The sequence below is a fragment of the Clostridium sp. genome, from assembly GCF_029258205.1.
Classification (GTDB): domain Bacteria; phylum Bacillota; class Clostridia; order Clostridiales; family Clostridiaceae; genus Sarcina.
The window spans coordinates 1-23,102 of the sequence record NZ_JARHZJ010000100.1; the positions used below are offsets into that span (position 1 = coordinate 1).

The 23,102-nt window shown below is 28.6% G+C and carries 22 protein-coding genes; 1 reads left to right on the forward strand and 21 read right to left on the reverse strand.

All coding sequences use genetic code 11. The features are described from left to right. The 18 genes from Q1J60_RS12140 to Q1J60_RS12225 form a co-directional block, all read right to left on the reverse strand. The coding region (locus tag Q1J60_RS12140) for a bL21 family ribosomal protein (RefSeq protein WP_300262819.1) at nt 1-89 on the reverse strand (89 nt) is incomplete at its 3' end. A 125-nt stretch (nt 90-214) separates the two neighbouring features. Continuing rightward, a complete protein-coding gene (locus tag Q1J60_RS12145; protein ID WP_300262702.1) occupies nt 215-1,657 on the reverse strand; it encodes an Rne/Rng family ribonuclease in 1,443 nt (480 codons plus the stop codon). Between the two features lie 16 nt (nt 1,658-1,673). Next, entirely contained in the window at nt 1,674-2,375 is a 702-nt protein-coding gene (locus Q1J60_RS12150) for a TIGR03936 family radical SAM-associated protein (protein ID WP_300262705.1), read from the reverse strand. After that, nucleotides 2,359-4,212 carry a TIGR03960 family B12-binding radical SAM protein gene (locus Q1J60_RS12155; protein WP_300262708.1) on the reverse strand — a complete coding sequence of 618 codons (1,854 nt, stop codon included), beginning with the start codon at nt 4,210-4,212 and terminating at the stop codon, nt 2,359-2,361. Before Q1J60_RS12155 ends, Q1J60_RS12150 begins: the two co-directional genes overlap by 17 nt. A gap of 131 nt (nt 4,213-4,343) precedes the next feature. Beyond that, the gene (locus Q1J60_RS12160; protein WP_300262710.1) at nt 4,344-5,198 is read right to left on the reverse strand and encodes a site-2 protease family protein; all 855 of its coding nucleotides are present in this window, start codon (nt 5,196-5,198) and stop codon (nt 4,344-4,346) included. Beyond that, complete coding sequence (locus Q1J60_RS12165) at nt 5,195-6,037, reverse strand: M23 family metallopeptidase (protein ID WP_300262713.1); 843 nt, start codon at nt 6,035-6,037, stop codon at nt 5,195-5,197. The genes Q1J60_RS12160 and Q1J60_RS12165 overlap by 4 nt, the downstream gene beginning before the upstream one ends. Nucleotides 6,038-6,184: 147 nt before the next feature. After that, entirely contained in the window at nt 6,185-7,309 is a 1,125-nt protein-coding gene (gene rodA, locus Q1J60_RS12170) for a rod shape-determining protein RodA (RefSeq protein WP_300262716.1), read from the reverse strand. Nucleotides 7,310-7,456: 147 nt separating this feature from the next. Beyond that, the gene (minE, locus tag Q1J60_RS12175; RefSeq protein ID WP_300262719.1) at nt 7,457-7,729 is read right to left on the reverse strand and encodes a cell division topological specificity factor MinE; all 273 of its coding nucleotides are present in this window, start codon (nt 7,727-7,729) and stop codon (nt 7,457-7,459) included. 10 nt (nt 7,730-7,739) lie between these two features. Continuing rightward, a complete protein-coding gene (minD, locus tag Q1J60_RS12180) occupies nt 7,740-8,537 on the reverse strand; it encodes a septum site-determining protein MinD (RefSeq protein ID WP_300262722.1) in 798 nt (265 codons plus the stop codon). Nucleotides 8,538-8,565: 28 nt separating this feature from the next. After that, a complete protein-coding gene (gene minC, locus Q1J60_RS12185; protein ID WP_300262724.1) occupies nt 8,566-9,201 on the reverse strand; it encodes a septum site-determining protein MinC in 636 nt (211 codons plus the stop codon). Between the two features lie 279 nt (nt 9,202-9,480). Then, entirely contained in the window at nt 9,481-12,495 is a 3,015-nt protein-coding gene (locus tag Q1J60_RS12190; RefSeq protein ID WP_300262726.1) for a penicillin-binding transpeptidase domain-containing protein, read from the reverse strand. A gap of 8 nt (nt 12,496-12,503) precedes the next feature. Next, on the reverse strand, nt 12,504-13,001 hold the full coding sequence (mreD, locus tag Q1J60_RS12195; protein WP_300262729.1) for a rod shape-determining protein MreD: 498 nt from the start codon (nt 12,999-13,001) through the stop codon (nt 12,504-12,506). A gap of 15 nt (nt 13,002-13,016) precedes the next feature. Then, complete coding sequence (gene mreC, locus Q1J60_RS12200) at nt 13,017-13,868, reverse strand: rod shape-determining protein MreC (RefSeq protein WP_300262732.1); 852 nt, start codon at nt 13,866-13,868, stop codon at nt 13,017-13,019. 3 nt (nt 13,869-13,871) lie between these two features. Further along, nucleotides 13,872-14,900: a rod shape-determining protein gene (locus Q1J60_RS12205; RefSeq protein ID WP_300262735.1), complete on the reverse strand. Its 1,029-nt coding sequence runs from the start codon at nt 14,898-14,900 to the stop codon at nt 13,872-13,874. A gap of 19 nt (nt 14,901-14,919) precedes the next feature. Then, nucleotides 14,920-15,603, reverse strand: a complete 684-nt coding sequence (radC, locus tag Q1J60_RS12210) for a RadC family protein (RefSeq protein WP_300262738.1) — start codon at nt 15,601-15,603, stop codon at nt 14,920-14,922. 46 nt (nt 15,604-15,649) lie between these two features. Continuing rightward, the gene (locus tag Q1J60_RS12215; RefSeq protein WP_300262741.1) at nt 15,650-16,228 is read right to left on the reverse strand and encodes a Maf-like protein; all 579 of its coding nucleotides are present in this window, start codon (nt 16,226-16,228) and stop codon (nt 15,650-15,652) included. Between the two features lie 224 nt (nt 16,229-16,452). Next, nucleotides 16,453-17,253 (reverse strand): SPOR domain-containing protein, encoded by an 801-nt coding sequence (locus tag Q1J60_RS12220; protein WP_300262744.1) that lies wholly within the window; start codon nt 17,251-17,253, stop codon nt 16,453-16,455. Nucleotides 17,254-17,508: 255 nt separating this feature from the next. Beyond that, on the reverse strand, nt 17,509-18,960 hold the full coding sequence (locus Q1J60_RS12225) for an aminoacyl-histidine dipeptidase (RefSeq protein WP_300262747.1): 1,452 nt from the start codon (nt 18,958-18,960) through the stop codon (nt 17,509-17,511). 130 nt (nt 18,961-19,090) lie between these two features. On the opposite strand from Q1J60_RS12225, the gene pyk reads away from it, so the two are divergent. Then, the gene (pyk, locus tag Q1J60_RS12230) at nt 19,091-20,515 is read left to right on the forward strand and encodes a pyruvate kinase (RefSeq protein WP_300262748.1); all 1,425 of its coding nucleotides are present in this window, start codon (nt 19,091-19,093) and stop codon (nt 20,513-20,515) included. 117 nt (nt 20,516-20,632) lie between these two features. Here pyk and rpsA read toward each other — a convergent pair whose 3' ends face one another. The 3 genes from rpsA to yaaA all read right to left on the reverse strand — a co-directional run bounded on the left by rpsA (nt 20,633) and on the right by yaaA (nt 22,987). After that, nucleotides 20,633-21,769, reverse strand: a complete 1,137-nt coding sequence (gene rpsA, locus Q1J60_RS12235; RefSeq protein WP_300262751.1) for a 30S ribosomal protein S1 — start codon at nt 21,767-21,769, stop codon at nt 20,633-20,635. 145 nt (nt 21,770-21,914) lie between these two features. After that, entirely contained in the window at nt 21,915-22,118 is a 204-nt protein-coding gene (locus Q1J60_RS12240; protein WP_003452305.1) for a heavy-metal-associated domain-containing protein, read from the reverse strand. 104 nt (nt 22,119-22,222) lie between these two features. Continuing rightward, a complete protein-coding gene (yaaA, locus tag Q1J60_RS12245; protein WP_300262753.1) occupies nt 22,223-22,987 on the reverse strand; it encodes a peroxide stress protein YaaA in 765 nt (254 codons plus the stop codon). Nucleotides 22,988-23,102: the final 115 nt, after the last annotated feature.

A 23,102-nucleotide genomic window follows, 5' to 3' on the forward strand; every position in this document is an offset into this window, starting at 1 on the left:
TCAACTTCAGCGTTAAGTTTTTCAACGAATAATACGTCTCCTTCTTGAACTCTGTATTGTTTTCCTCCTGTAGTTAATACTGCGTACATTAAAACACCTCCTCATAACGGTCTCGCCACTTAAGGTAAACTAATTAAAGTTATTTTTAAAACCTATTCGTGAGCGGTTTACAAAAGCCATTCTATCATAGCTAAAGCCTTTTGTAAAGCTAAATTTAATATTTTTCGATATTCTTCACCAAATACTCTTTTACGCTTTCTATTTGATTTTTAAAGATCAATGGTTCTACTTTGTAAAAATCTTTAGATTCTTGAAAATTCAAGTAAATATTTAAATCTAATGCCCCAATTTCTTTTAAAAACTCAAAAATATTTCCTCTAATATCTTTTTCATAAATAGAGTTTATTTCTATATGAAAATCTTTTATCTTTCCATCTCCATTTTTCTTCAAAATCTCATTTCTTAAAAGAAGATTTATATAAGATAACTTTAATCTCTTTCCATGACCATTACAAGAAAAACAATTCTCTTCTATATAGTCATAAATACTTTTTCCTTTTCTATATCTTGTTATTTGTACTAATCCAAGTTCTGTAAAAGGGAAAATTTTAGCTCTTTGGCTATCACTTTTAAATTCATCTTTTAATATTTCTAATATTTTTTTCTTATTTTCTTGTGAATGCATATCTATAAAATCAACTAATATTATTCCACCTAAATTCCTAATTTTAATCTGTCTAGCAATTTCTATTGCTGCATTTTTATTAGTTTCATAAGCAGTTTTTTCTTTGTTTTTATGATTTGTATTCTTACCTGAATTAACATCTATAACATACATAGCCTCTGTTTTTTCTATAACTATGTTTCCACCACAATTTAAATTAACTCTATTATTTCTAAGACTAAGAATTTCTTTTTCAATACCATAATAATCAAAAAGACTTCTAGCATCATCATAAAGAATTACTTTTAAATATTTAAAATTAGAAATACTATCTTTTATTCTTTCATAGTCTTCTATAGAATCAACAATTATTGAAGAAGTATACTCATCAATGTCATCTCTAATTATCTTATTAATAAGGTCTCCTTTACCAAACAATCTTTTTGGATTTAAGGAAAATTTACCTTGTCTAATAATCTCTATATAGTTTCTATATAGTTCATCTATTTCCTCTTGAATCTCATGAATACTAACTGATTGAGCTTTTGTTCTAACAGTAACTCCTAATTCATTTGGTTTTATCAATGAATTTTCAAGTTCTTTCTTAAACTCTAAATCTTCTATCTTTTTTGAAATTGAAATATCATTTCTTGAAGTCTCTAAAACACAATATCTTCCTGCTAAAGATATCTTGGAAGTAACTTTTGCTCCTTTACTTCCAAGTTGTTCTTTTAATACTTCAACAATTACTCCATCTCCTTGTTTTAGCTCTTTTTCATCTTCCCCAAGTATCATATAGGCCTGTTTACTATAGCCAATATCTATAAAGGCACTCTTTATTCCTGGAACCACTCTTTTGACTATACCTTTATATATTTCTCCTTGAACAGGTTCTAGACTCTCCTCTTCTATATAGCACTCACTTAAAAGATTATTTTTCTTTATAGCAACCCTTAATAAATTTTCTCTTCTTTCTACGTATATATCTCTCATGAATTCACTTCCTAATTTAGATATATTTATATAGAGGAACTAATGTATTCCCTTTGTATGCATACATCTCAACTCTTTTTATTTCTACGAAAGCTTCTTCATTAACATTTGATGTATTTTGTTTTATAACATTTGCTAAAAGATCTGCTGAAAGATTTTCTCTACTTCCACAGCTTATAGTTGTATTTACAATTAAATAATTATCCTTAGTAGAGCATTTAAAATCTTTTATAAATGGTTTTATATCTGCTTCTTTTTCACCTTTTTTAGTTCTTTTTATTGTTATTATTTCTTTTTTAGCCATTAAAGCATTAACTTCTTCTTCAGCCTTAGAAATATCATTATATCTTATCTTTATTGTATAATTGGCAGCATCTAAAAGAGCCATAGCTGCTGGTAATCTCTTAACATTGTGTATAACTGGACTCTTTGAAACTTCTAAAAATCTAATTCCATTTGCTGAGAATTTATTTAATTGCTCTTTTACTGCCTCTTCATTCATATCTTCAGTTAAATTTAAATCTAAATAATCGCCTTCAGAATATACACCAACTGATAAAGGTTGTGCTATTGCTAATGCCATATGAGGATTAAATCCTTTTGAATATTCAACTGGAAGACAAGCTCTTCTTACTATTCTTTGAATTGTTCTCATTAAATCTAAGTGAGAAACAAATTTTATATCTGCATCTTTAGTAAATTTAATTAAGTATCGCACCTTCAAAACACTCCCCATCTTTAAAGTTTACATTTACTCCACAACCTGTACATCCTACTCTACAGTTTTGAGTAGGCTCGCCAGTTTTGGCTTTTTCATTTTCTCTTTCAAGATATTTTCTTGTTACTCCAATATCTATGAAATCCCATGGTAAAATTTCATCATAGCTTCTTTGTCTATAAACATAGAAATCTCCATCTACATTACACTCTGATAAAGCTTCTTTCCATAATTCAAAATCAAAGTACTCTGACCATCCGTCAAATTTAGCACCTTTTTCATAAGCTTTTATTAATACATCACAAAGTTTTCTATCTCCTCTAGCTAAAACACCTTCCATATATGATGTTTTTTGCTCATGATAATTGTAGACTATACTTCTTGATTTTATAGCACCTTTAACAGCACGAATTTTTTCAGTTACAATGTCCATTCTTTCCATTGGTGCCCATTGGAATGGTGTAAATGGTTTTGGTACAAAAATAGAAGTACTTACAGTTATTCTAAGTCCTTTATTTCTTATATGTTTAGGTACAGCAAAGTATTGATCAGCTATTTTCTCTGCTAGTAATCCTATTTCTGCAGCATCCTCAATTGTTTCATAAGGAACTCCAAGTATAAAGTATAATTTTATTGTACTCCAACCTGATTCAAAAGCATTTTTAGCTGCTTCTAAGATTCTTTCCTCTGTTAATCCTTTATTTATAACATCTCTCATTCTTTGAGAGCCAGCCTCAGGTGCAAAAGTTAAACCAGTTTTTCTAACCTTTTGAATCTCCTTTAATAGGTCAACTGAGAAAGCATCTACTCTTATTGATGGTAAAGCAACACTTACATTATTCTTTCCGTGTTCTTCTACAAGATCTTTTACTAAGCCTTGAATATCAGAATAATCACAAGTACTTAGTGAAACTAGTGAAACCTCATCATATCCTGTAGCTTTAAGCATTTTTCTAGCTTGATCTAATAAAGTCTTTCTACTCTTTTCTCTAACTGGTCTATATATCATTCCAGCTTGACAAAATCTACATCCATTAGTACATCCTCTAAATAATTCTAAAACAACCCTGTCATGAACTATTTCACTATAAGGCACTATTAAACTTTCTGGGAAATCAACCTGGTCAAAATTATTTATGATTCTCTTTTTAATCTTTTTAGGTACATCATCATACTTAGGTTTAAATTCTTTTATTGTTCCGTCTTCGTTGTATGTAACATCATATAATGATGGAATATAAACACTTGGAATATGACTAGCTTCTCTTAAATAAGCTTCCTTGTTAAAGTTGTCTTTATGTTTTTGATAAAGATCTAAAAGATCATTTAATCCTTCTTCACCTTCACCTAATTGGAATATGTCAACTATATCATATAAGGGCTCTGGATTATATGCACAAGGACCACCAGCTATTACTAAAGGATCCTTCTCTGTTCTTTCTGATGCTCTAAGCGGAATTCCTCCCATGTTTAGCATATTTAATATGTTTGTATAACTCATTTCATACTGAAGAGTAAATGCTAAAAAGTTAAATTCATTTATAGGATCTTTAGTTTCTAAAGCATATAAAGGAATATTATTTTCTCTCATAAGCTTTTCCATGTCTGGCCATGGAGCATATACTCTTTCACAATATGTATCTTTTCTTTGATTTAAAACATGATATAAAATTCTTGATCCTAAGTGAGACATCCCTACTTCATAAACATCTGGGAAGCAAAATCCAAATCTTATATCAACTTCTTTTGGATCTTTTATCGCTTCATTAAGCTCTCCACCTACATATCTAGATGGTTTCTCAACTCTATATAAAATATCCTCAGTTATTCTTACCATTTAGTTTCCTCCTACATTTTTATAAAATATTAAAGCCACTATCTATAATAAAAAGAGAAGTATACCTCTTTATACTCCTCTCATATTAACAATTTCTATTCTATCACAAAGAATAATTATAACCAATATATTTATTCTTTTCTATACTTAATGTAATATTCTCTTAAATTCATGTTTCCAATTGTCTTTAATATCTCTATTATTTCATTTTCTCTTAAGACATAAAGCAAATTCATTTCTTCATCTAAAACATAAAATATATTAAATCTATTTTTATCAATAATTTTAAGAAGATTAACAATATCTTGTTCACAATATACAGAAGTTACTCTACTGTCTATGTATTTCTTATTAATTAATCGTTCTCTCTTTTTAGTTATATCACCCATAATTATATACATTACCTTTCTTCTCTCATTATAGCTTAAATAGATTATAAATATTCCAGCTAATATGCTTGTTATATTTACTTCTCCTAAAATCACAATTCCTAATATAGATAACAAAAGAAATGCTATTCCAAATGAATAGCTTATCTTAATCAATACATTGTTTACATCCTTAAAAATCATCTTCTCTTCTAAAATTGCACCTAATATTTTTCCTCCATCTAAAGGATAGGTAGGTAGCAAATTAAAAATAAATAAGACTAAATTTATTTCATAAGCAGAATAAATATATTGGTTTTTTGAAATTAATTTGTAAATAAAGAAAAAAATTATAGCCACAACTCCATTTAAAACAGGACCTGCTAAACATACTATTAACTTTTCTCTTGAACTTAAATCTTCATAATCTTTGATTTCTAATCTAGCTCCTAAAATATGAAGCTTAAATTTCTCTGACTCTATATTAAGTTTTAATAAAACAAAATAATGAGCTAATTCATGTATTATAATCCAGAAAAAAGCTAGGGCTAAATCAAATATAAATCCTAAAATAAAAAATATAATAAGCTGTGCAATTATTTTTTTATGGATTTTCACTGCTTATCTCCTAAAAACTTCATGCTTTCTTCTGGGTTAACATACTCATTTTTAAATAATACCTGAATTATTATACCCTTTGCTTTTTCATTTTCAGATGAACTCCCTATTTTCTCTCCTTCCTCCACCTTATCTCCTTCTTTTTTTGATACCTCTTCTAAATTGTGATATAAAACTTCTAAATTTTCATCATATTTTACCTTAACACTATATGTTCCATTTTCATTTTTCATTTCACTTATAGTTCCTTTTAATAGACTTTTCACATCACCTTTTGAACCACTTAAATAAAGTTTTTTTCCTTTTAAATTATTATTTTCTAAAATTTTGACCTCTCCATTAAAAGGAACAACTTTACTTTCCTTCAAAAAATCTATAGATTCTTTCTCAATGACATCAAAGTTATTAAAAACACTTACTTCCTCATTATTTTCAAATACTTTTTCTTCATTAATTTGTTTAGATTCTTTTTTAAAGCTAGAATTTTCTAACTTAAATCCATATTTTATTCCATTACTAATAGTAGCTACTATTTTACTTTCATTCAAATTCAAGTTTTTATAATATCTATCAGTTGATATCACCTCTTTAAATTTACTACTTAAATCTACTAAAAATTCATTGTCCACTTTTCCCATAAAAAAAAAGCTAGAAAAAATAAAAAAGCTTAAAATTGATGAAAAAGTAACTTCCTTAATCACGTATTTCCTCAAACTATCTTTATCTTTGCTCTTATAGGTTCCCTTAATTTTGAAATTAACCTCATTATTAGGAGAAGTTTTTCTTACCTTATTTATTTTTCTATAATACTTCTCATATTCTTTGTTATAGCTACCCATTTTTCTTCTCCCCTCTAAAAATTTCTAATTATACTTAATATATATATTTTTTATGCATATTATAGAACTTTTATTACAAACTGAAACATAATATATAAAAAAATAAAAGTATTAAAACCATTATTGATCTTAATACTTTTATTTTTATTAGAATTTTAATTTTTTCTTTCTCATAGATATATTTAAAACTAAGGCTATACTCACTATAGTTGTAAGCAACGAACTTCCTCCATAACTTACTAATGGTAAAGTTATTCCTGTTATAGGCATTATACCTATTGTCATCCCTATATTTTGTAATATAGCAAATATAAAATAGGAGGCAAATCCTACACATATCATAGAACCAAATGTATCTTTAGCTGTTTTAGCCGTCATTATTATTCTATATATCATTATTCCATATAGTAATAATAATATTATTCCTCCTACTGTTCCCCAATGCTCACCTATTACAGCGAATATGAAGTCTGTTTGCCTTTCTGGTACGAATTCTGATGAATATCCACCAACTTCTCCATTTAAATCTAATCCTGTTCCAAAGAACCCACCAGATCCAATTCCTATTTTTGATTGAGTTAATTGCAGATTTATACCTAATTCATCTCCATCAGGATTTAAGAATCCAACAAGCCTACCCTTTTGATAATCTTTTATAAGACCTGAATTCCAAACTAAGGCTATTGCCACTATTATTGATAAGAGCCCTGCACCTATTACTTTTATATCTAATCCAGCTGCAAAGAATATACCAAGTGCTATAAAAAATGAAACCATAGTCATCCCCATATCAGGTTGTACAACTATAAATATCATTGGTATTATTGCATACATGGCAACCTTTATAAAATTTCTAAAGTCATTTATTCTTAAATCGACTTGTTCCATCTTTTTGGCCAGCATAAGTATCATGGCTGTTTTGGCCAGTTCCGAGGGCTGAATACTTACAGGACCTAATACAATCCATCCTCTAGCACCATTTATTACACTTCCTGCAAATCTGGTTATTATAAGTAGAACTATGGATCCCCAATAGAATATTTCAACATAATTATAAATTATGTTATAATTCCAAAGTAATATTATGTACAATGCAATCATTGATATTATAAACCATATTAACTGTTTCTTAGCGAAAAAGAATCCTCGTTGAGACTTTGTTCCTAAGTATATGTTTAATATTCCAAACAGCACTATTAATATCATAGATACTAAAAGCTTATAATCAATTTCTCTTCTTAGTTTACTATCTAATTTTAGTCTACTAAGCATTATATTACCTCCATAAATTTTATTTATTTAACACAACTATTTATATAATACTTTATTTTCACCTATTTTCAATTACAAAATTCTGAACTTTTAAAAAAACTAATAAAAAGCTATCTCAAAAAATTTGAAATAGCTTATATTTTTAAATTATCTAGCTTTCCCCTTTATATTTTTTATAGGTATATTTGCTACTAAAGATGGTGATTCGCCTTCTATTGCATTTGACTTTGTAACAGTTATATCAACATCCTCATTTTCAATCTCTACATATTTAGAAAGTACATCTAATATTTCAAGTCTTATTTTATCTAAAACTTCATCTGATAGTTCACCTCTATCATGAATTAAAATAACCTTTAGTCTATCTTTAGCAACTTGTTTTGGTGTAAGTCTACTAGAAAAAACATTTAAAAAACTCATTTTCTCTCACCTACCCTCTTCTAAACAATTTTAGTATTGAACTAAATATTCCTTGATGTTCTGTGTTTAAATCCATTATTGGAACATCTTCTCCTATTATTCTTTTACCTATATTTCTAAATGCTTGTCCGGCACTTGCTTTTTCATCTAATACTATAGGCTCTCCCTTATTAGTAGAAACTGTTATATTTCTATCATCTGGTACAACTCCTAAAAGTTTTACAGAAAGAGTTTCTATAATATCTGAAATGTCTAGCATATCACCTTTTTTAGTCATTTCATAATTTAATCTATTTACTATAACTTCATGATTCTCTAATCCTTTAGCATCAAGTTTTCCAATAACTCTATCAGCATCTCTTACAGAAGTTATTTCTGGATTAACTACTACGATAGCTCTATCTGCTCCAACTATAGCATTTTCAAATCCTTGCTCTATACCAGCTGGACAATCCAAAATTACATAATCAAACTCTTCTTTTAATTCATTTACTAATCTTAACATTTGCTCAGGACTTATATCATTTTTATCCTTAGTTTGAGCTGTAGGTAATAAGTATAGATTATTAAATCTCTTATCTCTTATTAAAGCTTGCTTAGTTCTACATCTATTTTCAATTACATCAATTATTGTATAAACTATTCTATTTTCCAATCCCATTAACACATCTAAGTTTCTTAGACCTGTATCTCCATCAACAACCACTACCTTTTTACCTTGTGCTGCTAAGGCTGTTCCTATGTTAGCTGTAGTAGTTGTTTTTCCAACTCCACCTTTTCCTGATGTTATTACTATCGATACTCCCATTACTTTCCCTCCATTAAATTATGTAATATTAATAAGAATATTTATCCGGTAAATACGGCTCTACAATTATATTATTTCCATTCAATCTAGCCACTTCTGGATATCCTGTTTTCTCAAAATCATCCGGTGATATTGTTATTTTGCCTGATATAGAAATTAATTCTGGTTCTAAAGAATAAGCTGCTATTATGGCATTTTCATTTCCATTATCTCCTGCAAAAACCTTTCCCTTTAAGTCACCTAACACAATTACATTTCCATGTGCTCTAACTTCTCCGCCATTATTAACATCACCAATTATTATTAAATTACCTGCGTAATTCAAACATTGACCACTTCTAACAGTTTTTCTTACAAATTTCGTTCTTCCCTCATATACTCCCGAAAAAACACTACTTTGCTTTTCTAATCGTTCTTCAAATATACAATCTTTTATAAGTATCTCATCAAAAAGTACATCTTTTAACTTTGATATTTGCCTCTCATTTATATATTTTAAATCAGTAGTTATAGTTAAAGTAGCTCCTTTATAAAACTTTTTTCCTCTACTTAACTTCTCTACTAAAGAATCAAGCATTTCATCAAAATTTCCAAACTTGTCCATATTAATTATGGCATTTATTCCTAGTTTATTTCCTTTTATAAAAATTCTATCATCACGCATAGTAAATTACTATCCTCCAAGTATCCAACCCCTTTTATTCTTAAGGTAAATTATACAATAAATTAATTCTCACTTTATATTATATAAATTATTTTTAATTTATAAAAGGATTTTATGAAATAAAGTAGTAAAATTTTCAAAAAACAAATCATATAAAAAAACTATATATAATTTATTTAATTATACACAAAAGTACCCTACAAAATAGACTTTTTAAACGGTCTATTCTATAGAGTACATTTTAATCAATTCTGTAATTTTTTATTAATGATATTTATTTTAATCTACTTTAGATTTATTATCATCTTTTTTATTTTCAGAATTATTACCTTCTGATTTTTCAACTAGTTTTCCTGAAGAATCTAATTCTGCATTTTCAACCTTACTATTTATATTTGAATCCTTTATAGCTTCTAAAGGTGGATTCAATGAATAATCATAAGTAGCTCCATCAAGATTTGTTGGTTTATAATATGGATGATCCTTCTTTAATTGTTCTCTAAAATAAGTTTCATAGATAGTTCTTGCTATAAATGATCCATAATATCCATGACCACCATCATAAAGAACTGTTGCCACAGCAATCTTAGGATTATCTAGTGGAGCAAAGGAAATATAAACACCATAATCTGTTCTTCCAAAATCCGATTGGTCGTTTCTGAAAGTAGCAGTACCAGTTTTACCACCTGTCACCATAGGTAAATTTGACATTATAGACTGTGCTGAACCAGTAGCATTAACTCTTCTCATACCTTCTTTAACAGCATCTAAAGTAGCTTTTGACATATTAACTTTATTTAAAACTTCTGGTTTAAATTCTTCTACTAAATTTCCTTGAGCATCTGTTATTTTATCAACTAAGTGTGTCTTGTATCTTGTTCCTCCATTTGCTAAGGTTGCAACATAACTTGCTAGCTGAACAGGAGTAAAGTTACTTATACTCTGTCCTATAGCAGAGTCAGTAAAGTTTCTTGGTGAAACTATTTGGTAAGCAATGTCTCCTACAACCCAAGCAACTGTTTTTTGAACTGTTAGACTTATTCCTTTATCAACTTTTTCTTCTTCATCCTTAGCTTTTATTCCACTAAAGTTTTTAATACTTTCTTGATATGAAGGATCTATATTATATAAAGTTTTAAAATCCTTTTTTAAAGCTTCACTTAAAGCTTTTTCATCAATTGTATTTCCATCACCAAGCTTATTTAAGGAACTTTCTACATCTTTCTTTATAGCTTCCTTAGCCGCTGCTAACTCTTTGGAATCTCTATCATTAACCCCTATATTTACCTGCGGAAAATCTGGAGAAGAAGAATTGACAAAGGTTCCTTTCTCAAGCGAATCAACTAAAGTAAATCTCATAAGTGCTATTGTTTGGTTTTTAAATGACTTAAAATTATAAACCTGACCAAAATTTTCAGATATTTCAATTCCTGTTGAAGCCTTTTTATCTGAATTTGGATCTACTCCTAATCCAAATTGCCATGCATATTTTGCAATAGAATCTAAAGCTTCTGTACTACTCTTCTTGTATCTCCCATCTCCATATGGATCTCCACCATTTTTATAATACATCTTTACAGCAGAATCAAAATAATATGAATTTGATGAATGCTGCAATGCAGTATATAAATCTGGATTTCCTATATAGTTTTTATCTCTTGGCCAGTTTGCAGGATTTTTACCAAATATCTCTGGATATGTCTGTCCAAAGTTTTGCCCATTAGCATAAACTGTTGAACTTGGAGTTATAACGCCCTCTTCTAATGCAGCAACACTAGTAACAGGTTTAAAAGTAGATCCTGGTGGAATCATACCTAAAGTAGCATAATTATAAAATCTTTTTGGATAAAGATCATATAAATCTTCTCTTAATCCAGTTTTTGAATTTTTAGGGAAAAGATCATCTACTGTCTTATTTAAAGCATTTCTCGCTATAAACTGCTGTGCAAAAGCTTCATAGTCTGGTTGGAAATATTCCTTTGCCACTGCTGGATCTAATTCTCCTTTAGAAAATTCATTTGGATTAAACCCTGGATAACTTACTAACGCTAAAACCTTTCCTGTATCTACTTCTATAGCAACAGCTGCTCCTCTTGTTGCATTTTTAGTATTTACGTTATAGTCCCTTGTATTTCTTGTTTGAAGAAAATCTAAAATATACTTCATTGAAGTTTCTGCTGAATATTGAATATCCTTATCTACAGTTAAATGTACATTATTTCCTGGATGAGATTCTAAATCATAAAGTTCCTCTTTTTTTCTACCAGAAGAGTTTACCTTAACTGTAGTTCCTCCCTTAACACCTTTTAGTTCATTTTCAAAGGCTGCTTCTATACCAGCTTTTCCTATTAAATCAGTAGAAACATCATATCCTCTTGCTTCATACTTAGACTTTTGATCTCCATTTATAGAAGCTACATATCCTAAGAATGAAGAACCTAACTCATTATAAGGATAATATCTCATAGGCTCTATACTTACATCTATTCCTGGTAAATCATTAAGTCTTTGATAGAATATAAATGCAGTTTCTTTGTTTATATCCTTAGCTATTGTAACTGGCTTATATCCTGAGAAACTTTGCATTTTTATAGCATTTTTAACAAGCATATATCCTCTTATATCTTGAAGAGAATATTTCTTTAACAATATATCTGTTATCTCTTTTGGTTCCATCTTTTTATATGCTGTAATTTCATCCTCTGTAGGATTTAATACGTAATATAACTGATATTCTTTTACTAAGAAATTAAAAGCCTCATCTGGAGTAACCTTTACAAGTTCTTGATCTATTTGATCTTCTTCCTCAGCAGTTAAATCTCCCTCTTTATTCTTAAAAATAATATTTTTAACTTTATCTCCCATTCCTATATCTTTTAAAAATCTTAGTTTTTCAGTTTCGCCTGAAACATCAAAATAAAGTTCTCCATTTTCATTAATTCTAAGCTTAAAATTATCTAATATACTTTGATTATTTTCTTTTAAAATAGAATAAACTTTATCTATAGTAGTATAAAAGTTTTTCTTAGATTCATCTGTTTCAGTAAATGTTAATGTGTATGTTTGTCTATTAGTAGCTAAAATGTCCCCATTTGAATCATAAATTTTACCTCTTGGAGCCTGTTCTGATAGAAATCTCATAGATCTAGTATCAGCTCTTTGTTTAAATTCTTCATAATTAAATACTTGAAGATAAACTAATCTTGCTACTATAGATACAAATACTATTATCATTATTCCTATGAGAATTTTATATCTATCTATAGGCGTTTTTCCATTTATTGAACTTCTCATGTAACCACCTATTTTTCACTTATTTTCCATTCTCTCTTCATAAGATTTCTGTTGCATAATTTATAAACCCAATTATACATAAAGAATCCTACAACTACGTTATAAAGCACCATAATCCAAAAGCTTAATAAGTTTATTCTTATATTCACTAATCTTAATATAAATGCCACTACAAAAAACTTTATTATGGTAAGCAAACCTACTGATAGTACTGGAATTGTTTTTTTATGCTTAAATACGCTCTCACCAATATACGCAGCTATTAAGCACACTAACATATTTACTAACATATTTACCCCAAAGACATTTACAAAATAAACATCTTGAAGGAAACCTGATAAAACTCCTATAAATACCGCTTCCCAATACCCACTCATAAGAGCATATAGTACAGCAAAGGTGAATAATAAACTAGGATAAACACCTTTTATAGAGAAAAAAGGTACCAGAGTATTATCTACTATAAATAGTAAAAGACATATTAATATTAGTATTAATCTTTTCACTTTACTCCCTCTTTTCTAATACTTAACTATATCATCTCTCTCTGATGGTGGTACAACTACAAATAATTCTTGTAAATTATTGAAGTCAACATATGTTTTTAGTATCGCAGTTTTCATAACTTTAACATCATCTGATTGCACTGATGTTACTTCACCAATTCTTATTCCTTTAGGATAATATCCTCCAAGACCTGAAGTAACTACCGTTTCACCTTCTTTTATTGTAGAATTCATAGGTAAATTAGTTATTTCTGCTTGCATATCACTGCCATTTCTATATCCTTTAACTATTCCGTCTCCTGAATTACTATCTCCTTCAATAGTAGCTGCAACAGCTACATTTTCATTTAATAAAGTCTGTATTTTTGACCATTTAGAATGAACTTCTGTTACCACTCCCACTAGTCCTTCTGGAGAAATTACTACGTAATCTTTTTTAATACCTTCACTTGATCCTTTATCAATAGTATAGCCTTCTACAAAACTACTTCCACTTTTTCCTATTATATTTGTACCAATATATTTATATTGATTATTTTCCTTAGAAAAATCAACTATTCCTCTTAAAACATCATTTTGACGTTTTAACTCATTGTACTCAACTAATTTATTCTCTAACTCTAAATTTTTCTTTTTTAAATCATTATTTTCATTCTTAATATCTGAAAAGTTATAGAAGAAATCAAAGACATCATGAACTTTATCACTTATTGTGTATACTACTTTCTGCACAGGGTTTAAAACAGTACCAACTCCACCTGAAATTGGGTTTTTAGAATCACTCTTAACAGTAAATATAATTATTCCTAAAAAGGCAACTGACAGTACTATAACAGTTACTGCCAGTTTATTCTTGAAAAATTTCATATTCTACCCTCTTTGTTGCTTAACTATTAAATCAAACTTATCTAAAGCTTTTCCTGTACCTAGTGCAACACAGTCAAGAGGTGATTCTGCTATATGAACAGGCATTCCTGTTTCTTTATATATAAGTTCATCTAGTCCTTTTAGGAAAGCTCCTCCTCCAGCAAGCATTATTCCTTTATCCATGATATCAGCTGCTAATTCTGGCGGTGTTTTTTCTAAAGTAGTTTTGATTGATTCTATTATTGATGAAACCGGCTCTTTTAAAGCGTTTCTTATTTGTCCTGCATCAACCACAACAACCTTAGGAAGTCCTGATATTAAATCTCTTCCTTTTATGTCCATTGTTTGTTCTTCTTCATCTTCATCAACTTTGTAAGCTGATCCAATTTCCATTTTTATTTGTTCAGCAGTTCTCTCACCTATCATTAAGTTAAATTCTCTCTTAATGTAATTTATGATTGATTGATCTAATTCATCTCCAGCAACTCTTAATGATTTACTAGTAACTATTCCACCTAATGATATTATAGCAACCTCAGTAGTACCTCCACCAATATCAACTATCATACTTCCTGTAGGCTCATCAACTGGAAGTCCTGCTCCAATTGCAGCAGCCATTGGCTCTTCCATTAATATTACTTCTCTTGCTCCTGCTTGCTTAGTAGCTTCTTCTATTGCTCTTCTCTCAACTTCAGTTACTCCTGAAGGGAAACACACTATTATTCTTGGGCTTGTGAATGCACTTTTATTTGTTATCTTTTCTATAAATCTCTTAAGCATTGTTTGAGTAACATCGAAATCAGCAATAACTCCATCTTTTAATGGTCTTATAGCCACTATATTTCCTGGTGTTCTACCTATCATTTGCTTAGCCTCAGTACCAACAGCTAATGATTTTTTTGTTAAATTGTTTATAGCAACAACTGAAGGTTCTCTTAATACTATACCCTTTCCTTTAACAAACACTAGAGTATTTGCAGTTCCTAAATCTATACCCATGTCTTTTGTCATTCCAAAATTAAATAAACCCATTTTTAATCCCCTTTCCTAATCACAATATGTCTTTTTCTTTAAGACTTATGAATCTGTTATCTCCTATTATTAAATGATCTAAAAGCTCAATACCCATCATTTTTCCACATTCTTTTAGTCTTGTTGTTATGTTTATATCATCTTTACTAGGTGTTGGATCTCCCGAAGGATGATTGTGACATATAATTATAGATGCTGCACTATCCTTAACAGCCTCTCTAAATATCTCTCTTGGGTGTACTAAAGAAGAATTTAGCCCACCTTTAAAAATTTCTTTTTTAGATATTACTTTATTTTTAGTATCAAGAGTTATTAGGAGCAATACCTCCTGCCGTAGCATTCTAAGTTCGTCTAAAACTAATTCTGCTACATCTGATGGCTTTGAAATCTTAACCTGTATTAACTCAGAAACCTTAAATCTCTTATATAATTCACACATTGCCAAGATTTGAGTTGCCTTAGCTTCCTTAACACCTTTAACTTCCATAAGCTCCTTTGCCGAAGCTTTGAAAAGTCCATTCAATCCACCAACACTATGTATTATTCTATAAGACAATTCAACTACGTTTAAATCCTTATTTCCAGTTCTAAGAATTATGGCCAAAAGTTCCTCATTAGATAAAAACTGTGCTCCATAAAAAAGAAGTTTTTCTCTTGGTCTCTCACCAGATGGAATTTCATTAATTCTTATATTTTTAGACATATTGTAGCTCCTTATTTAGAAATTAACATGCCCATTGAAAGTGATTTTAAAGTATTGTTATGTCATAATTTTCTAATGCTTTATATAGTTTATTCAAGGGCAATCCCATGACATTGTAATAACATCCCTTTATTCCTTCTACAAAAGCACCACCTAAACCTTGAATTCCATAAGCTCCTGCTTTATCCATAGGCTCACCAGAATTTATGTAATTTCTTATTTGTCTAGGATTTAATTCTGAAAATCTTACTTCTGTACAGTCACAATCAGTCATTACAGTGTCATTCACAGTATTTATTAAACAAATACCTGAATATACCTTATGAGTATTACCACTTAATGAAGATAACATACTAAAAGCATCCTCTTCATTTTTAGGTTTTTCTAAAACTTTTCCATCTAGAAAAACAACTGTATCCGCAGCAATAACTATAGATGGTTCATTAAGTTTTTTTGAAACCTCTATAGCTTTATTTCTAGACAAATCTTTAACATACTTTTCAATATCTCCTTGAAACTCTATAGTTTTTTCATCAAAATTTGACTCAACCACTTCAAATTCTTTAACTATTTTTTCAAGAATCTCAACTCTTCTTGGAGATTTTGATGCTAAAATAACCTTCATTTTTCCACCTTACCTTATATCTAAAAAACTTTTAAATAATCTTATTTTTCCTTAAATAAGGTCTTGTATTCTTTATCTTATATAGTTTATCATTTATTATTTTTATAAACAAGTATAAATGTACGTGTATAGCAAATTATAAAGAAAAAATGAAAGAGAATTTAACTCTTTCATTTTTATTATAATTTAAAAATATATTACTATAAATTAAAAATAAATTACAATTATTTGTTTACTTTAAAATTATTTAAAGTATTAAATACTATTTGGTAACTTTCCTCTATATTTTTTTTAGTTATTTCATCAGGAATTTTATTTATACCATCTTTTAATTCTTTAAATGCTTTAAAATATTCAGAATCACTATGTTCTTCTAATCCATTAACCCACTCTTTAAACTGTGTTGTCTTAACCCCCTTAACAGAATCCTCTTTTAATTTATTTATTATGTTTACATATCCATTTGTTATTTCTATAATCTCATTGCTACACACATCAGTTTTTGGAATAATAAACCGTCCTTTTGTGTTACTAACACCTTTTTCGTTTAACTCATTAGAAAGTTTAGTAGCTTCTTCTTCATTCCCAATATGAACTATTACTCTATAATTTTCTGCTTCACTTAATGATACTGCAATATAATCATCTTCTAACTGAGCTTTTACATTATTTGCATTCTCTTTATTTGAGTAAAAACCACACTGAACCATTACATACTCTTGTCCTCCTACACTTTCAGCCATTACTTTATTAGCTTTTGGTTTTTCATCATCTTTTGCTACTTTATTATTTTCTTTATTATTCTCACTTGTATCTTTATTTTCTACAGAAGTTGCTTCTATTTTTTCCTTTTCTGCTGTTTTCTTTCCCTCAGGCCATATAAACTTAGACATTGCAGTTGATATTACAAGTGCTACAACAATTACTCCAATAAAAAGTAATATAAAACTTTTACCATCATTATTATTATTGTTATGTCCATTAGTCCTTTTTTTATTCTTTACATCAATTCTAGTGTACTTCACCCTTCCCCCAACCTTTCTTTCAATTTAACTTTATTTATTTTACAAATTATGTAAAACTACTTCTTTATATAGTTATTTTACATAATATGTAAAATTCCTTCTTTTAATTTTATTTTTCTTAAATTTTACATTTTAATAATAAATAAAAAGCTTTATTGAAAGTTACTTTTAGAATTTAAATTAATAAATTCTATAAAGCTTACTTTCAATAAAGCTTACTACTCAATATAATATATTATCTAAATTTATTTTTAATTATTTTATAGACTTTAATATTTCAACTAAGAAATCCCAAACATTTTTTACTGAAGATATGCTAACATGCTCATTTGGAGTATGAACATCATACATATTAGGACCAAATGAAATCATATCTAATCCTTCTATTTTCTCTCCTAATAATCCACATTCTAATCCAGCATGTATAGCTATTATTTCAGGATCTTTTCCTGTCATATTTTTATATACCTTGCTACAAAGTTCTCTTATTTTTGAATCAGGATTGTATTGCCAAGCTGGATATGGTGCTTGTATTTCAAATTCTCCACCTAATACTTCTGCAATGTCAGCTATTTCATCTAAAAGTTTAATTTTTAAAGTTTCAACTGAACTTCTTGTTGAACTAGCAAAAATAATTTTATCTGCTTCTGTAATAACAACACCTAGGTTTGTTGAACTTTGAACTAATCCTTTCATTTCTATACTATAAGTATCAACTCCATCAGGAATTAAGTTCATTATTTTTATTGCCTTAAATGTAGTATCTTTAGAAAATACTTTATGACTTTCTTCTTTTTTAACTAAAGTTAAATTAACTCCATTATCGTTAACATGGTATTCGTCTTTTAATATTGAATCCCATTTTTTAATTAATTCTTCTAATTTTTTAACATCATCTTTTTTAACAGCTAGTAAAGTATCACATTCTCTTGGAATAGCATTTACCTTAGATCCACCATTAATTGATATTAATCTAATATCACAGTTAGCATTAATATCATTTAACACTCTTCCCATTAACTTATTAGAGTTTCCTCTTTGTTTATCTATTTCCATTCCAGAGTGACCACCTTTTAGTCCTCTTAACATGATTTCATAAACTTCAAAATCTTTTTCCATTTCTTCAAAGTTTATTGGTAAAGTAACATCACTTCTTGCTCCACCTGCACAGCTTACTAAAAGTTTTCCTTCTTCCTCTGAATCTATGTTTAAAAGATATTTACCTTTTAATAAAGTTCCATCTAAAGCAATTGCTCCACCCATTCCAACTTCTTCATCAGTTGTAACTAAAAGTTCTATAGCAGGATGTTCTATATCATTTGAAGCTAAAACAGCCATTCCATAAGCTACTGCTATACCATTATCTGCTCCTAATGTAGTTCCTGTAGCATATATATAATCTCCATCTACTCTAATTTCAATAGGATCTTTTTCAAAATCATGTATAGTATCTTTATTTTTTTCACATACCATATCCATATGACCTTGTATTATTACTCCTGGTGCATTTTCATAACCTGGAGTTGCAGGTTTTCTTATTATTACATTTAATGATTCATCTTGTATTGTTTCAAGACCTAAACTTTTTCCAAAGTTGACTAGGAAATCACTTATTGCCTTTTCATTACCTGATCCTCTTGGAATTTGTGATATTTCCTCAAAATATTTTAAAACGATTTGTGGTTCTAAACCTTTTAATACATTCATTTTTACCCATCCCTTCCTATTATTGTGGTAAAATATAATTAATTTAATAATTTATTCTATTATATCAAATATATCAAACTTTTAAAGCAATCACTAGACTATTTTAGTTTTAAAAAACGAGGTGGTTTTTATGCAAAAAACAAAAATGATATTTACAATTGGTCCTGCAAGTGATTCAGAAGAAATTTTAAGAAACTTCATAAAAATTGGTATGAATGCAGCTAGATTAAACTTCTCACACGGAGACCATGCAAGTCATAAAGAAAAAATAGAACTTATTAAGAGACTTAGAAAAGAGGAAAAATCAGCTACAGCTATCTTATTAGACATTAAAGGTCCTAAAATAAGAACACATAATTTTAAAAATGGCGAAGCTCAATTAAGAAATGGTGATGAATTCACATTCTCTTGCGGAGATGAGATATTAGGTGATAATACTAGATGTTCAATCTCTTATAAAAAATTATATGAAGACATAAAACCTGGTGGATCAATACTTGTTGATGATGGACTTTTAGAATTTAAAGTAAAAGAAGTCCGTGGAACTGATATAATATGTGAAGTTATTGAAGGAGGCACTATAAAAGACCATAAAGGTGTCAATGTACCTAATGTGCCAATCAAACTCCCTGCTGTAACTGAAAAGGATAAATCCGACTTAATATTTGGTTGTGAAATGGAAGTAGACTTTGTAGCTGCTTCTTTCATAAGAAAACCAGAGGATGTACTTGAAGTTAGAGAAATTTTAGACTCTCATTGTGGAAAAGATATAAAAATAATATCAAAGATAGAAAGCCAAGAAGGTGTAGATAATATAGATGAAATAATTAAAGTTACTGATGGTGTAATGGTTGCTAGAGGTGATATGGGAGTAGAAATTCCTATAGAAAATGTACCTATAATCCAAAAAAATATAATTAAGAAATGTAATCAGGCAGGAAAAATAGTTATAACAGCAACTCAAATGTTAGATTCTATGATAAGAAATCCAAGGCCTACTAGAGCTGAAGCTTCCGATGTATGTAATGCTATATTTGATGGTACAGATGCCATAATGCTTAGTGGAGAAAGTGCTTCTGGTAGCTTTCCTATAGAGGCGGCAATGACAATGTCTAAAATAGCAAAAAAAGCAGAAGCTAACTTAGACTATAATTATCTTTTAAGAAGATTAAAGGATCCAAATCCAAATCCAGATGCCTTTGCAGATGCTATAAGTTATTCAGCATCCAAAACAGCTAGTAAATTCCCTACAAAAGCTATAGTAGCAGCCACTCAGACTGGCTCAACTGCTAAGATATTATCAAAATATAAACCTAGTTGTCCAATAATAGCTATTACTCCATATGAAAAAGTTAGAAGAAGCTTAGCTTTAAACTTTGGAATAATTTCTAAAAAATGTGCTTATTTTAATAGTACAGATGAAATTATAGAAGAAGCTAGAAAAGTAGCTAAAGAGTTTGAAATAGCTGAAACTGGCGATAATATAATGGTAGCTGCTGGATTCCCAACATCAATAACTGGTGGAACAAACATGCTAAAAATCGAAAAAATATAATTTAATATAAAAAGGATAGTACTTTTAATACTATCCTTTTCTAATTCTATAAAACTTATAAATTCTTAATTAAATCCATTAATTATCTAAATTATTTATAGGTTTTATTTTTAAGAATTATAGATTTAAACCTTTGAATAATTCAGCTAATGAATAACCTTCTTCTTCATCATTATATTTCATATATTCATTTGAAGTTTCTACAGCATCTTTTATACTTAAGCTCATTTTCTTATTTTTATCATCTATATTTAAAATTTTAACCTTAACTTCTTGACCTAATGATAAAATATCTGATGGCTTAGCTATATTTTCATCAGTAATTTCTGAAATATGAACTAATCCTTCTATTCCTGGTAATACTTCAACAAAAGCTCCAACCTTTATAAAATTAGTTACTTTTCCTGAAACAACATCACCAACTTTTAATCCTTCTAATGTTTCCCATGGATTTTTAATAACATCCTTTAATGAAAGTGCTATTCTCTCTCTGTCCATATCAACTTCTGATACAAATACTTCTACTTCATCTCCAACTGATACAACCTCTTCTGGCTTATGAACTCTTGACCATGACATATCACTTAAGTGAACTAATCCTTCCACTCCACCAATATCAACAAAAGCACCAAACTTAGCTAATCTAGTTACTTTTCCCTTTCTTTTTTCTCCTTCTTTAATTGAAGACCAAAGAGCTTTTTTTTCATTGTTTCTTATTTCTTCATCTATTACTCTTCTTGAAACAACAACTTTTCTATTATCTTTATTAAATTCTATAACTCTAACTTCTAAAGTTTTTCCTACTAATTCTTCTAAGTTTTCTATTCTTCTTCCTGCACATTGAGAAGCTGGCATGAATACTCTAAGACCATTAAAATCTCCTACTATTCCACCTTTAACAACTTCTTTTAAAGAAACTTTTATTGATTTTTCTTTCTCAAATGCTTCTTTTAAATCATCCCAAACCTTTATTGCATCTGCTCTTTTCTTTGATAGAAGAACATTTCCTTCTCCATCATCTCCACTTAATACCATTACAAATATATCATCATCTACATTTATTGAATTTATATCAAAATTCTTATCATTTGAAATTTCATTTCTTGGCACCACACCATCTGCAAAATGACCAATATTAACTATTATTTCATCATTTTTTACACTTATAACTTTTCCTTTAACTATTTCACCTTTATGAAAATGCTTTAACTCAAAGCTATCCATTAATTCTGACATTGTAAGATTTTCACTCATGTTTACATCTCCTTTATTTAAGGTTTACTTTATAAAATATTTTACATAACTATATGTTATAAAACAAGTATACATATATCTTATTATAGTTTTATATAAATAAAAAATTACCTAATAACATATTGCTATTAGGTAATAAAATTACTTAATCTTCAATTGAAACTAATTCATAACCAACTTCTTCCAAAGCATCTCTTAAAGTATCTTCATCAACTTCAGTATCAACAACAGCTCTTCCAACTTCTACTTCTAAAACATCTACTCCATCAACATCTAATAAAGCTGCTTCAACATGTCTAACACAATTTGAACATGACATTCCATCAATCTCTAAAATAAGTTTGCTCATAAAAAAAATCTCTCCTTAAAATTTTAATTTATATTATTTATTTTAATTTTATATAATAATTCATAAATATTGACCCTTAAGTTTTTAATATCTATGATTTTTATCTAATCTCTAGTAAATACCCATGTATCTCCTTCAGAAAGCCTCTCATTAAACTCATATCCATCTAAATCAAAGTTTTTTATGTCCTCTGATTCAGTAATCCTATTCTTCGTTATGTATCTAACCATTTGTCCCCTTGCTTTCTTAGCATACACTGTAACAACCTTATATTCAATACCTTTTCTTTCTTTAAATACAGGAGTTATAACTCTAACTTTTTTCTCAATTTTCTTTATAGACTTATAATACTCATTAGAAGCTAAATTTATAATAACTTTTTCCTTATGACTTTCTAAATCTTTCAAAACAGCTTCCATTATTTTATTTCCCCAAAAGTCATAAAGATTTTTAGATCCCTCAATTGAAATTTTTGTTCCCATTTCTAATCTATATGCCTTTGTTCCATCTAAAGGCTTTAATGCCCCATAAAGTCCTGATAATATTCTTAAAGAGTCATTACAAAATTCTAAATCTTCTTTAGTAAAGTCATCTGCATCTAGCCCTCTATAGGCTTCCCCTTTAAATGATAATACAAATGGTTTTTCATCACCATAGTAAATTGTATTCCAATCTTGAATTTTAGTGAATGTTTGTACTCCTAAATCTTCACTTATTTTCATAAGTGGACATAAATCTTGAATTTCTAATTCCTTTAAATTATTCATGATTACTTCAGCCTCACTAATAAAAATAGGTTTGCTTGTTTCTATATCTAAATTTGGTCTTGTTAAATCTAAAGTTTTTGCAGGTGATAATAAAGCTATCACAAGTATCACCTCTTTCTAATTTGATTAAAAATATTATATAATAAAATAATTTTATTTAAAACTACTCTAAACATATTATTATAGAATTATTTAAATATACTTAATAATAATACTT

Coding starts and splice junctions, on each gene's coding strand:
- Q1J60_RS12190 (WP_300262726.1), bottom strand. CDS start 12,495: ATGAGAAGTTCAATAAATGGAAAAACGCCTATAGATAGATATAAAATT.
- Q1J60_RS12240 (WP_003452305.1), bottom strand. CDS start 22,118: ATGAGCAAACTTATTTTAGAGATTGATGGAATGTCATGTTCAAATTGT.
- Q1J60_RS12225 (WP_300262747.1), bottom strand. CDS start 18,960: ATGAATGTATTAAAAGGTTTAGAACCACAAATCGTTTTAAAATATTTT.
- minE (WP_300262719.1), bottom strand. CDS start 7,729: ATGAGTTTTTTAAATGTTTTTTCTAGTAGACTTACACCAAAACAAGTT.
- Q1J60_RS12155 (WP_300262708.1), bottom strand. CDS start 4,212: ATGGTAAGAATAACTGAGGATATTTTATATAGAGTTGAGAAACCATCT.
- Q1J60_RS12165 (WP_300262713.1), bottom strand. CDS start 6,037: ATGGGTAGCTATAACAAAGAATATGAGAAGTATTATAGAAAAATAAAT.
- Q1J60_RS12205 (WP_300262735.1), bottom strand. CDS start 14,900: ATGGGTTTATTTAATTTTGGAATGACAAAAGACATGGGTATAGATTTA.
- mreC (WP_300262732.1), bottom strand. CDS start 13,868: ATGAAATTTTTCAAGAATAAACTGGCAGTAACTGTTATAGTACTGTCA.
- radC (WP_300262738.1), bottom strand. CDS start 15,603: ATGTCTAAAAATATAAGAATTAATGAAATTCCATCTGGTGAGAGACCA.
- Q1J60_RS12215 (WP_300262741.1), bottom strand. CDS start 16,228: ATGAAGGTTATTTTAGCATCAAAATCTCCAAGAAGAGTTGAGATTCTT.
- rodA (WP_300262716.1), bottom strand. CDS start 7,309: ATGCTTAGTAGACTAAAATTAGATAGTAAACTAAGAAGAGAAATTGAT.
- pyk (WP_300262748.1), top strand. CDS start 19,091: ATGCAAAAAACAAAAATGATATTTACAATTGGTCCTGCAAGTGATTCA.
- minC (WP_300262724.1), bottom strand. CDS start 9,201: ATGCGTGATGATAGAATTTTTATAAAAGGAAATAAACTAGGAATAAAT.
- minD (WP_300262722.1), bottom strand. CDS start 8,537: ATGGGAGTATCGATAGTAATAACATCAGGAAAAGGTGGAGTTGGAAAA.
- rpsA (WP_300262751.1), bottom strand. CDS start 21,769: ATGAGTGAAAATCTTACAATGTCAGAATTAATGGATAGCTTTGAGTTA.
- Q1J60_RS12145 (WP_300262702.1), bottom strand. CDS start 1,657: ATGAGAGATATATACGTAGAAAGAAGAGAAAATTTATTAAGGGTTGCT.